Origin of the sequence: Microbulbifer okhotskensis (genome assembly GCF_023895975.1) — a bacterium.
Lineage (GTDB): Bacteria > Pseudomonadota > Gammaproteobacteria > Pseudomonadales > Cellvibrionaceae > Microbulbifer > Microbulbifer okhotskensis.
This window is the reverse complement of sequence record NZ_JALBWM010000011.1, coordinates 22,479-35,565: the sequence shown is the minus strand read 5'-3', so window position 1 is coordinate 35,565 and position 13,087 is coordinate 22,479. Positions and strand designations below refer to the sequence as shown.

Sequence of the window (13,087 nt, the reverse complement as noted above, 5' to 3'; positions counted from 1 at the left end):
CTGGATACCAATAAGTCACAGTTGTAGAGCCACTGAACGTGGGCCCGACGAGTATAGACAGCTAAAGCTCTAGCTCTGTGACGCAAGTATCTCTTTGCAGTTCCGTATCAGCTGATCCATCTCGGCATCGGTGCCGATGGAGATACGCAGATATTCACTGATGCGAGGCTGGTTGAAATAGCGCACAAGAATATCTCTTTTGCGCAGTGCCTGGTTAAAGGCTTCAGCTCCTGGTTGTGGAGGTTTGACCAAGAGGAAGTTGGCCTGTGAGGGAACCACTTCGAAGCCAATCTCGGCCAGTGTCTGTTCACAGCGCTTGCGGGTGGCAATAACTTTGCCGCAATTGTCGGCGTGCCAGGCGGTATCGCGGATTGCCGCTGTGGCGACTCGTTGTGCGACAGCGTCAATGGGATAGGAATTGAACGAATTCTTGGCTCTTAAAAGCCCTTGGATCAAGTGTTTCTGCCCCATGGCAAAGCCGAGGCGCAGCCCCGCCAGCGCATAGGATTTAGAGAGGGTGTGAATAACCAGCAGGTTGGGGTAACGGTTGATTAGTGTGATGGCGCTATCGCCGCCAAAATCGATATACGCCTCATCAACAATCACTACCCGCTGGGGCTGGCACTCTAACAGAGCTTCAATTTCGTCCAAAGGTAAATAGCGCCCTGTGGGTGCGTTGGGGTTTGGAATTATGACACCCGCAGCCGGCGCGCTGTAATCCTGTAACTGCACAGAGAAATCACGGGCGAGGGGAATTTTGCGGCTCTCAATATCGAAGAGCTGGCAATAGACTGGGTAGAAACTGTAGGTAATATCAGGAAACAGTAGAGGTTCGCGACGGCGAAAAAAACTGTAAAAACTGAGAGCGAGCACTTCATCGGAGCCGTTACCGACAAATACTTGTTCGGGGGTAAGCTTGTGCTTGTCGGCAATAGCCCGGCGCAATTCCCGGGACTCTGGATCTGGGTAGCGGCGCAGGGCGTCGGAAAAATCGTACTGCTTCAATAGCCCCAGAGCCTGGGGAGACGCTGGATAAGGGTTTTCGTTGGTATTGAGCTTAATTAGGGTTTTGCTCTCTGGCTGCTCACCAGGGGTGTAGGGCTCCAACTGTTCAAGCCCGGGGCTCCAAAATATTTTGCTCATGACTCTACCTCTGGGGCACTACTCTGCTCCTCGCTGGAAGAACTCTCGGTGTTCTCTTCAGTAGTTTCTTTTTTCTTTATCGGGATATCAAAGATCTTTGCTGAATTTCCAATAAAATCCTGCATAGGAACAGGCGTACGAAATAGCATATTATCGTATTTCAGCTCTGTGGAGATTTCTGGAAGCTCGCTGAAGTCGTTTATGTCACTGATACTCTCACTCAGTCCGAAGCCCAGGAAGGTGAGGGGCAAGGCTAGGGCTACCCCCCAGCGCCAGCCCCGGGTGAGGTTGGTGGCCAGGTAGCAAGCGGACCACAACATCGCGGGCAGTATGATAACGAGCACCAGGAAATCCATGATCTGAAGTGTGGTGCCGACGGCAAAGTTATAGTTAATAACCCCCCTCAGCCACTCCCACGCGGTATAACAAAGCGCACCCAGGGCGGCGATGGATAAGTGAGTGAAGAAGTGGGTTTCATGCTTGACCACCCTACCAATAAACGCCCAGATCCCGGCGTAGATCACCATAGCGATCATCGCGGTGGCGAGAATATTGACAGCAACGGTCCATTGATAGGTGCGGGCATACCCGAGATAACTCAACAGTACGCTGGCGCAACCAAAACACAGCAGTAGGAGAATCGCACCTACCGGATGGGACAAGCTGGAAAACAGGTTCTCCAGCGAATGTAGAGGGACGGCCCCAGGCATGGCCTCACTACTATTGAAGATTCTGAAACGGGATTTTCCGCATTGCAGTAAATCTCCAGAGGAGACCTTGTGAACTTCGATATTATCGGGCTTCACTGACTTGTCTTTCAGGTTGCCCAGCAGCTGGCAGCCATTCACTGAGTCTAGATCACGGAGGTAGTAGTGGCCGTCTTCATCGCGCCGGATTTCGGCATGGTGGGCATCTGAATGGATATCTTCCAGGACAGCATCGTTGTCATAGGCACGGCCGAGGGTAAATTTATCCCCGTCCATACGGTAACGCACCTGCACCCGTTGGGCGCGGTTGAGTTCTTCGATAATCAGGGCCATTGGATCTCGCTTGTGAACTTCTGGGAAAAGGCGTCGGCGGATTCCTGGGTAAAACCGGACAGGGTGAAATGGCTGACCAGCGCGCGATTTTTTTGATCCACACTGAGGCTCAGGAAGAAAATATCGTAAAGATCAGGAAAGTTTTTGTAGCGTCTGACACAGTAGCTGGTTCGAGCGATAAGAGGCTCCTGCTTGCGTTCTGGCTTGGAAGCGGAGGGCTCTTCACCACGGGGCTGTGCGGTAAACCCCTGCTGACAGCGGAAATTGGTGACATCTTTTTCTCCGGCACTATTGCCCGGGAAGAAAGCGTCCATCTGACCTTCGTACTCGGCATAAAAGCGTGCAGTTAGAAGGTCCTCAGCCTCAAGCCAAAAGAACTCGTACTCAACTTTGCCGGTATCGAACTCATCGGACAGAAAAATCACGTCCTGCCCGGCGCAGCCTTTGTCGATCCTTTTAATCGGGTTATCTTCGCTTTCTTCGGTGTTACCCCAGCATTTAATGGCTGGGATTATGTCACCGACGACCCTGGCATCACCGAGAGAGCGGCGTTTCCAATCGACCTGTAAAATTGAGTCGATAATTCGCTGCTGGTTGTTCAGTAGCTGTTGATAAGTCACTTGTTTTAAGTTGAGGGAGCCACCCTTCTGGCGGTAGTGTTTTAACAAAGCTGAGAGTTTATCCACGGGTATTAGGAAGCTCACTTGATTGCCCGCCGTGGCGACATTGATACCCACGACTTGACCGCGGATATTGATTGCCGGGCCGCCGCTCATTCCCGGATTAATAGAGCCGGAAAAGTGAATCCGGTCATATAAGCTACCGCCGGCGATGCCGTTATAGGTACCGGGGATCAGGGTCATACCCAAGTCGAGTGGATTGCCGAGAGAGACGATGGTCTCTCCTTTCTTGGGGGTGTCAGTAGCTAGCTGCAGGTATTCATTTCCGGGGGTTTCCTGGCGTAGCAGTGCCAGGTCATTAACGACATCGATATCCAGTAAAGTTAATTTTCCCCTGCCACCATCGACAGAGAAGTACTCCAGGGAATATTTTTTCGGGTCGCTGACGGCTTGAGCGACCACATGGTAGTTGGTAGCGATCAACCCATCCGGGGAAATTTGGAATCCGGAGCCCAGGCCGGCTTTTGAATTGGATGATTTCTCAATCAGGCGAATTTGATAGAGGCTACCGCGGTAATCGCTGTAGAGCTGTTCATAGCCCTGCGCCAATGTAACGGTGGATAAGCAGCACAGAATCCAGGCCAGAAGCCATGTGGAAAGGTTCGGCATTTTGGGTTGATTAAATTGTGGACAGAAACGGTGATACTACGGGATATAAGGTAGTGCAACAAGCGCACTTCACCGCTCTGGGGTTACGGTGGTGCGCATCTCTCACAGGTTAGAGGTAATCCACAATTTTGGGTTGGGCCTCAATGACTTTCTGGTGTGATTCCAGGTAGAAACGGGTGAAGAGTTCATCAGTTTCCTCTGGCGCCATAAAGCTTGTACTAAACCCTGGGCTTATCGGGTCCAAGTGCAGGCGAGCGCAGCTGATTACATGGGCGGCCATTTGCGCCATGTTTTCGTCTCCGATTGAAATACGGATAGTCGTTGGAAAAATACCCGCTGCCTCCATCGCCTCTGGTGATAGTTCAGAGTGAGAGGTGAGCGCGGGGCAGAGTACCATGGTATTTGTTTGTCCCAGGCTCACCATTTGACCAAAAGCGGGCTCAAGGGCATCGAAAAAGCTCTTAAACGCTTCGGTGGGAATTTGTGCCGCCTCCATATCAATACTGAACAGAGGCGTGGGGAACTGGTAGCGCATCAATGATTCACGCAAAGCCGAATTGGGGTGCCTTTGCACCGCGTGACTGTTAACGCGGATTTTGCTGTGGCTGGCGAAAAAATGGCTGAGTTTCAAAGTGTTAATACACTTGGTGAGCATCCGCATTTCCAGTGTGCGCATGCCACAGTGAACTTCCCAGGCCTTGTCAGCATCCAGGAAAGCACCTTTGATGTAGTAGACATCCCAGAACATGCACTGGTCCCAGTTCAGGCCTTTTGCGCTGTCGCCCTTGGGAATAAACATGCGGTAGTTTTCCCCAATAACCACCCCTGCTGTAGCTGCGCCGGTACCGCCGATATCTTTGGTATAGGAGTGGACAACGAAGTCCGGGCGCTCCTCTCGATCTGTACGGCGCAGTGGCTGATAAAGGAAGGGGGTCGCCAATGTTGCGTCGAGGCTGACCAGAATATTTTCCCGGTGTGCCGTTTTGCAGATGGACGGCACATCCAACATGATGCCATGGGGGTTGCAGGGGGATTCAATATACACATGAATCTTCGCGCCTGCATTTATAGCGTCCGCATGGTTTTGTTGAGTATCAGCCAGCATCTTTTCGAAATCCGCACCCGTAGTGCCATCAAACCAGGCCAGTTTGATGGCGAGCTTATCCTTGCGCGCGTAGAAATCCTGAAATAACTGGTGAGTACCGCCGTAGATATTCCTCGACACGATCAGAATATCTTCACGGCGCAATTGGTTTGACAAGAGCGCGTCGATAGCCGCCATTCCGGAGTTAAAGTTCCAGGCCATATACTCGCTGGCCTCGGGGCCGCATTCCAGATCGACGATGGCATTGGCCAGTGAAATCGAGGTTGGATTAAGCAGGCGTGAGTAAATATCGTGGCTCGGTTCACGGCCACGGAAGGCATCGTCGACCCACTCGGTACAGGCATAAATATAAGTTGCCGTTCGTGCGATTACCGGTGTTGCAGAAAAAATAGCCGGAATATTATCGAACAGCGGATAACCGCCGCGGGTGGTGATATTAAAGTCATCCCCTTGCAGGCCCTGAAAACTGGCTCGCAACGGGTTTTGTAGAGTGTCCAACAACTTTGCCAGTTGAAAGCTCATAAAACGCTTAGCATTGAAATAGGCAATTTTGTCAGATTTATCTAAGCGCTGAAGGGTATCGGTGACCTGGCTCCATAGCTGGTTCAGGTTGCCTTGCGCTTGATACAACAGAGTGGCTGTATGCTCCAACAGCTTGCCGTGCTCAGATTCTCTATCAATACAAAAATGCTGCAACTGTTCTTGTGCAAGTTCCTCAATAGTTGTGGCCTCGGTGCTGTTGCGGCGGGGAGAGAGAATTTTCACATCTTCGAGATTCGCTTCCATCGTATCCTCACTTGGTGATGTTTTTTGTTATATCAGAACTCTAACAGCCCAAAGCGGCATATAAAACATTTGGCGCGTAATTTCTTGTAATTGGGTGTGATAGATCTGTAATTCTCAAATCCGTACAGTGGATTCCAGTTGAGGGGGTGCAGGTAATTGTGCAGGCAGTTACCTCGCCAAGGATGGGCAGCCCCCACAATGAAACTTTGAATAGATTTGTTTCTTTTGCCGATTTTTAGACTGGCAGGAGAAAAAGGGATTCAGCGCAAGCTGAACAGACAAGCTGGAACCGGCAGGTGCAGAGCTTTAGTCGATTCTACGGGATGAGCTTGTCCGGGCATGGATGCCAAATTTTGCTCTTGATAGTGTTGTTGTAACCGTCGATGGTTGGGACCATCATTTCGGGCCGGCAGTTTCAGTACTGCCGGCTTTTTTTAGGAACTGAACCGGTTATGATGACGCAGTCACGGACGTAGTTTACATGAGATAAAACGTCCTGCGGTGACACCATATAACAAATTTTTAGAGAGGGATGAAAGAATGGTCAATTGCGCTGACTTACCAAAACTTGAGTGTGAAGTGCCCAAAGAAGGGTTGACACTTGATTTGGTGTTGCAACCCAAAGAGCAAGTGGGCGGAGAGTCCCAGTACTGGCCGTTATTTAATGCTGACAATCCAGAAGAGCGTTTCGGTAATATGCACTTCAGTATTGCGCAGGGTGGAGTTTTGACTTTGAAGATCACTCTGGACTTGTCTGAAGTGCCCGGTAGAGAGCTTGAGTTTGTGCGCTACCATCAGAATCACAAATTAGATGGCATTATTGCTCTGAGCCCAGATTTTCGTCACCAGTTTCGTGCTCGTGCGAAGGAGGTAGATGGGGATTACACCAAGTTGGTAATCAAAATCAAGGATAAAGAGAGCATTCCTGATAATTTTTCCTTCTTATGGATGTGTGTCGATGTCGAGACAGGTATGCACTTTGTTTCTGGCGACCCCGAGGCTGTAATTAACCCTCTTCCGTAGTGCATATCGCTTCCTTGACAACCCGTGAGGCCTGGGGGTGCGTACAGAGATTCTGGAATGCGGGTAAGGCAAACCATTCTGCGCTCATTCCCTGGCTAATTAGTTGCTCTGTGTGGTAGTTCGCAGACTGCCACTCCTTAGCAAGGGCGTATACTTGGGCTGCAGTGTGCTTGATATAAGTGCTTTCGGGGACCTCATGTAACAAATCCTTTATTAGGGATATAGAGCGTGCTGTTTCTCCGAGATAGGCTAGGGCCTGAGCCTTGTAGCGCTTTTGTTGGGGGTTAAGGGCATTATCTGTAAGTTCCAGTACTTTTGAAAAATATTTTTCCATTTGCTCTTGGTTGGAAAGCATCAGATATGTTTCTGCAACATATACGTACATTTGTAGATGTTCAGGAGAAGAATTTAGTACTTCTTTATATTCTTGTAATGCTTCCGTATATTTCCCTTGCAAGAAAAAGATGGTTCCCAGATTGGAATTAGTTTGCCAGTCTCTATGATGTTCAGGAACAGACAGGATGATATTTTTCGCTCTTTCAAAATTGCCAGTCTCCAGTTCAACTACTCCGAGGATGTTGTGAACTTTCCACCTATTCGGATAAGCCGTAACCATTTTTTCCAAAACACTTCTGGCTGAATCATAGTCTCCCAGTCCAACTAGGTTAATTGCTTTATAGTAGTAATTATTGAACGATGGGTTCAGCCCTGCGGCTTCGCTGGCATAGCGTAGGCTTTCTTTATAGTTTCCTTGGATATAGAGGAATCTGGCGAACTGAGTTAGGTGGTGAGCAGACGGATGTCCTTGAGTTTGTAATTTTTTTAGTATCGATTCAAACCCTTCCCTGTCTGTACTGAGGGACTTAATAAAAAGTTTGGTTTCTAGTATTGCTGCTTCATTGGCACCTAATCCCTCGGCGCTGGTGAGTATTCCAAGTGCGCTTGACAGTAGTCTAGAATCGTCTGTACTGGTAAATAAAGCTGCGGCGGCTTTTGCATATGCCAGATATAAATTCGTATTTACAGGGTATTTGCCTATTAGCTCTTTTAATATTTCCAGATCACTTTTGCTAACAACAGTATTGCCACCAATTTTGGAAAGAACCTCTAAGAACTGGTTGTAATCATCGGTTTCCATTTGAGCTTCTTTATAGGGGTTCTTATGATAGCTTTTGGGGAATAGTTCCACGGCACTGTTGCTGATCGTATATTGGGCTTCCTGACGCTTGTCACTGAGGAAAACAAAACTTGCCTGTTCGCGAATTTGGCTGTCGGCAGGGCTAATACGTTGAATCTCGATATTACAACGTACTTGTATACAGTCTACATGCGCCAGTAAGGCATCAGTGACTCCTTTGTTGTGCAGATTTTGTAATTGCCCCTCGTAGTTGGCCCCTTTTAATGGGTTGTAGCTTACTAATGCACTGGATTGGAGTTGGGTAGGCGCGCTTAGTAGCGCTTGCCTTATCATTGCCTTGATCAGCATTTTCTCGTTTTGCCCATATCCAGCCCCATTTATCTCAACGGGTAGTAAAGCTATATATTGTGGTGGCAGCTGCATATAAATTTTCCACCCCCAGAGGGCTACTGCACAGGTGGCTGCAAAGACGGTCAGTGCTATACCTATAGGTGCCCGTTTTTTTCTAGGCTTAATTAATAACTGGGTAACTGTTTCTGAATATTGCTGTGTTTTTATATCTATTCCATGCTTGCAAACGAGTTCTAAGGCTTCAAAAACTTGCTGGGCAGATTCTGGACGCAGTTCAGGGCGCTTTCCAAGCAGTCGGTCCAAAAGTGCTGCTAGCGGCTTGGGAATATCTGCCCAGGTTTGCTGCGGGGGTATATGAGGACTTTGAGTAATTTGCTGGGCGAAGGCCAGAGCACTCTTATCTCCCCGTTTAAAAGGTTTCGAATCGCACAGAAGCTCGTAGGCAATGGCTCCTAGGCTAAATAAATCGCTGCGGGCATCCAGTTTTGCTCCCTGTAACTGCTCTGGCGACATAGCTTGTACACTGCCGGCAATATGATCCTCTCTGGTTAAATCCTGATCACAATCCAAGGTTTTTGCAATACCAAAATCGGTAATCTTTGCTACACCGTCGGTGGTAACGAGGATATTTTCAGGCTTTAAGTCACGGTGGATAATCCCTAGGCAGTGGGCCTTACTTAATCCCTGGCAGATTTGCATCAGTAAATCGAGTTTTTCTGCCAGGGTCGGGGAGTTCTCCCGCATCCACTCTTTGAGAGTGACCCCCTCAACCAGCTCCATCACCAGAGCGATACTGTGATCTTTTTCGATAACATCGTACAAGCGTACGATATTGGGATGGTTTAGCCGTGCTAGTAGCTTGGCTTCACTGCGAAAACGCGCCTCGGCAGAGTTGCCGGTCATATCTGAGCGGAGCTGTTTGATGGCGACTTTGCGCCCGAGCTTGATATCTTCAGCGAGAAATACCACCCCCATACCGCCAGCGCCCAGGGTGCTTTCAACCCTGTAACGGCCTTGATATTCCTCAGTCTTCTCCAGCGCTACTACGTCCATGTAATGTAATCTTCTTGGATGGATGGGGGATTCTACCCGATAGTACAATTTCGTGAAGGCATCTGTCCCCTCCTAAAGAGAAATGGTTCACGTTATTCCATTCTGTTTGAATTATTTTCGATGGTTGGGACGTCAGTCCTTTCAGAGCATAATGTTGGGTAGTTGACGCGCAAATCATCAAAATTCGCCAGGGTACAGATGGATTGAAAGCCAATCGTCGTGAACCACACTGGGGCCATGCCAAGCTCCAGTGTCTTTCGTATATACGCTTTGGCGGAAAGCATGTCGCCACTGGCCATATAAACCTGGGCGCGGCTGTAATTTATAAACAGCCCATCAGGCGCGGTATTGTCAATCTTTAATAGGGCTTCAATGGCTTGCTCGCCCTGGCCTAGCTCTGAGTAGGCCCTTGCCCGCAGTAATAGCCCAAGCCAGTCCTGTTGTTCCTGTGCCAAGGTGAGGGCGCGCTGGGCAAACTCTTGTGATTTGACCGGCCTATTTTCCAAGCGTGCAATTTCTGCCAACAGCAGATACACATGGGGGTCTTTAGGCACTCGCTTAATAATATGGGCAAGGCAGTTTTTAGTGTCTTGCAACCGCTTTTCGATGTAATAAGACAGGCAGAGGTTGAAAGTATCCCGGTCACCCAATTGCTGTAAGCCCAGCTGGCTGAGTAGACGAATCGACTCCCCGGGGCGGCCTGAATCCAGTTCATTGGCTGCGAGCAGGGAGATGGCGTCAATATAGTGATTGTTGAGATGGATAGCCTGTAAAAGATGGGGTTTGGCTTTCTCCATTTGCCCCATCAGGGTCAGAGTCATTGCTTTTTGCCGAAGATAAATAGGGCTGGTGCGAATATTGAGCGCCTGATTAATGACTTCCAACGCGCGACTGTAAGCTCCTCCTCGTTGGTAGGCTCCCGCGCGCAGGAAATAGTAGAGAGCTTGATCCGGCAACAGCAGCTTTAATTTTGCAAGTAAGGCTTCTGTACGCTCGGTATCTGCCAGATAGATGGCAATCCTTACTTTGGTGACTAGTATCGTTGGATGGTTGGCAATTTTTGCAGGTATATTGTCGAGAAGCTCTTCGAGTCTGCCCCGTATTTTGGAATCCCGCGAATGATAAAAGTGAGTGACTAACAGGTCTGCTAGCAACTCATAGTAAGGGGGGAAGTAGGCGTTCTTTTTTAATAGTGCCTCCATTTCCGCAATTGCTTCAGCGACATCCGCTTCATTATTACGCTGCTCGAATACCTCGAGGTAGCGCTGATAATCCTCTGGACTCAAGCTGAACAGGGTACCTTGGTTTTCTGCTGGATAGCTGGGTAGCAGATAGTGCAGCTGTTGTAGGACACGCGCGCGGCTTTCCAGGGGGGCATCGAGATTCAACATAGTGCTGCGGCTGGCGGTCTCGACAAAGTCTTCAGTTTCTATCAGGTCGAACGAGGCTTCGCAGAGAGCCGCTTCACAGTTCAGGGCAAATTGTAGTAGAAGCTGTGCGTTGAGCGCTTGCGCCTGCTCGCGCAAGGGTCTGCCCTTAAGTTGCTGTGACTCTGAATAAGGAACCAGTAGCAGCGCTTTTTGGTCGGATAATCCCTGCTTGATAGAGCTGAGAAGATTATTGGCTAACAGTCTTTCCTCGCGGCTGTGCAGGTTAGATAGGTTTGGCTCAATAATTGCAATATATTTTCCAGAGGGCTTTTTATTTCCCGGTAGCGAAAGTTGCGGGAAAACCGCAGCGGTTAAGCCGAGCAATACTGCACAGGATGCCAGGAGTATCCCGGCTACGAGCTTGCGACCTTTGTTTTTGCGTCGTTGTTGTACGTGAAAATCTTCAGTGGTGATCGTTGTTTCGTACTCTTCGGCGCTTTCCTGATCTGATGTCAATTGACTCAGAATCACTTCGAAATCGGCTGCTACAGAGGCTGCGCTGACGGGGCGCTTATCGGGGGTTTTGGCCAGCAACTTATCCAGCAGTTTACACAGTGCCGCAGGAAGCCCGGGATTAACGACTCCAACTGGGGGGTGCGGGCTGTTGATGATCCGGTCGATAATAACGTATGGACTTCCATGCTTGCCAAACGGAGACTGGCCACAGAGCAGGTGGTAAGCGAGCATCCCCAAGGCAAATAAGTCGCAGCGGCTATCCAGTTTTTCTCCGAGGGCCTGCTCGGGGGACATGGCGTACCAGCTTCCGGCGACATGATGCTCTCGGGTTAAGTCTTTCGTATCCTGCCAGCTTCGGGCAATACCAAAATCAGCGATCTTCGCAATGTTATTGCTATCAATAAGGATATTATCGGCTTTAAGGTCGCGGTGAATAATGCCGGCGGCATGTGCCCGTGCCAGTCCGGTAGCGATTTGCTTGAGCAATTGTACTTTCTGGCGAAGGTTGGGATTAAACTCCCGTGCCCAGTAGGTGAGTGGGCGGCCATCGACATACTCCATCACCAGGGCGACATCGCTTTGCTCTTCTACAACATCGTAGATTTGCACAATATTATTATGGTTGAGCTGTGCGAGAAGCAGGGCTTCCTGATGAATCCGCCGGGAGGCAGATTCATCGGCCGGACCTTTGAGTAGCCGTTTTATGGCAACCTGTCGGTTGAGTCGCTCGTCTTTGGCCAGGTAGACAACACCCATGCCTCCGGCACCGAGCTGCCCTAAAATCTTGTAATGGCCGATATAAGAAGGTGGTTGCACTGACATTGTAGATATTGCCAAGGGGCTCAGTGATTCAGTTCGCCATCCCTGGCAAATAGTGACTGAATAAATAAAAGGGGGGGGCTAGTCCTGAGCGTCCTTGCAACCTATCCGTTTACGCTTCCTGAGGCTCTGTTTTCGCCTCCAGTTGCGTGCCTTTATAAATCTCGAATTGGCGGCAGCCGATACGGATCTCCCAGGAACGACGTTCCACCAGATCTGAAGTGTCAACAGCATCTGGCAGAGATTCTGAAATTTGCTTGCGCGCGCGGAATATCTGGGTATTCAGGTGATTGACCGTGATGCCCAGCTCGTGAGTGGCTACCTGGATGGAAACCCAGCCTTGAGAGTCCGTATCCATACCGTTTTGCATATCACTGAAGCGCGCGCGGGCCAGGTACAGCAGCAAGTAGTTGTGAATTCTGGCCGGTAGCGATTGCTTCATGCCTTCGCGTTGGAGCTGTAATTGCACATGCTCCTCATGAGAGCTGACGGAGAAACGCAGTTCAAAATCAACGATTGACAGTTGTTGTAAGGACAGCTCCTTGGTTGCTCCCTGGTTGTCAGCCAGGAACAGTTGCCAACTGTTTAAGCCGCAGTCGATTCGATCTCCGTGGTTGACTAGGGTCTTGTTGCCGTCTTCTGCGGAATCCCCGGTAAACTCATAGAGCCACTGCCCGGTAAGCGGGCTGTACTGTAAGCTGGCTAGGGGCTCATTTTCATCGGGGAGCAGGTGATATTGCTCGAGCGGTTGCGCCTCGCCTGAGTGAATATCGATCAATAAATTTTCGGGTGCGTCGAGGTTCTCAACGATCCAGGCTGGGTTGTTCACACGCCCGAAGCAGATCTTATCACCGGTCTGTAGTGGATAACTTTTGGCGGGAACCAACTGCTGGCCATTCAACCAGGTTCCATTGCGGCTCAGGTCGCGAATATTCCAGTGAGTGCCTGTCCACTGAAGAGCCGCATGTATTCCAGAAATTTCAGCACTGGTGATACGAGTATCCACTGCGCCCTGGCGACGCCCTACGGTGTGGTGCGCCATTAAATAAACTGGCTGATCCTTATCTGGATGCTGTAAGCAAGCCATATTCCTACCCTTTTGCCCTGCCAACAATCTATTGTGGCTTTCTGTTGTGACTGAATTTCATTCAAGGAGGGTGAGGCTGAGGGTGCCAGTTCTACAATTGCTCCAGCTGAATACAGCAAAGGTTCACAGCTGTTCGTGGCACTTGCTTCTCGCAGATTGAGGTTCAGCTGGCTACAGATATAGAGGAGTCACCGAATAGCGGCACTACTCCAATGGTGGCGTTGGAGCTGATTCACCTTGCCTTGAGTAATTAAGTCACTAAGTATTCTTGAAAGTTGTTGTATTGATGCGCCCCCTTTATACCGATCCAGGGGGGGAATGCAATAATTGTTCGTAATTACTGCCATTTTCGCTGATAAGTTGTGTT

At 49.6% G+C, this 13,087-nt stretch carries 8 protein-coding genes; 1 reads left to right on the top strand and 7 read right to left on the bottom strand.

Features of this window, described 5'->3' with window-relative positions; all coding sequences use genetic code 11:
- Positions 1-69: 69 nt before the first annotated feature.
- The 4 genes from hisC to MO867_RS04395 form a co-directional block, all read right to left on the bottom strand.
- Entirely contained in the window at positions 70-1,143 is a 1,074-nt protein-coding gene (gene hisC, locus MO867_RS04410; RefSeq protein ID WP_252464988.1) for a histidinol-phosphate transaminase, read from the bottom strand.
- Positions 1,140-2,183: an FHA domain-containing protein gene (locus MO867_RS04405; RefSeq protein ID WP_252464986.1), complete on the bottom strand. Its 1,044-nt coding sequence runs from the start codon at positions 2,181-2,183 to the stop codon at positions 1,140-1,142. Before MO867_RS04405 ends, hisC begins: the two co-directional genes overlap by 4 nt.
- Complete coding sequence (locus MO867_RS04400) at positions 2,174-3,472, bottom strand: S1C family serine protease (RefSeq protein ID WP_252464984.1); 1,299 nt, start codon at positions 3,470-3,472, stop codon at positions 2,174-2,176. Before MO867_RS04400 ends, MO867_RS04405 begins: the two co-directional genes overlap by 10 nt.
- Before the next feature lie 109 nt (positions 3,473-3,581).
- Positions 3,582-5,363, bottom strand: coding sequence for a trans-sulfuration enzyme family protein (locus MO867_RS04395; RefSeq protein WP_252464983.1), 1,782 nt, complete (start codon positions 5,361-5,363; stop codon positions 3,582-3,584).
- A 540-nt stretch (positions 5,364-5,903) separates the two neighbouring features.
- Between MO867_RS04395 and MO867_RS04390 the strand changes: the two genes are divergently transcribed.
- Entirely contained in the window at positions 5,904-6,386 is a 483-nt protein-coding gene (locus tag MO867_RS04390; protein ID WP_252464981.1) for a hypothetical protein, read from the top strand.
- Here MO867_RS04390 and MO867_RS04385 read toward each other — a convergent pair.
- From MO867_RS04385 to MO867_RS04375, 3 genes are all read right to left on the bottom strand, one after another.
- Entirely contained in the window at positions 6,370-8,928 is a 2,559-nt protein-coding gene (locus MO867_RS04385) for a serine/threonine-protein kinase (RefSeq protein ID WP_256473771.1), read from the bottom strand. The two genes, MO867_RS04390 and MO867_RS04385, sit on opposite strands and share 17 nt — an antisense overlap.
- A 92-nt stretch (positions 8,929-9,020) precedes the next feature.
- Positions 9,021-11,636: a serine/threonine-protein kinase gene (locus MO867_RS04380; RefSeq protein ID WP_252464979.1), complete on the bottom strand. Its 2,616-nt coding sequence runs from the start codon at positions 11,634-11,636 to the stop codon at positions 9,021-9,023.
- A gap of 109 nt (positions 11,637-11,745) precedes the next feature.
- Entirely contained in the window at positions 11,746-12,720 is a 975-nt protein-coding gene (locus tag MO867_RS04375; protein ID WP_252464977.1) for an FHA domain-containing protein, read from the bottom strand.
- Positions 12,721-13,087 lie beyond the last annotated feature (367 nt).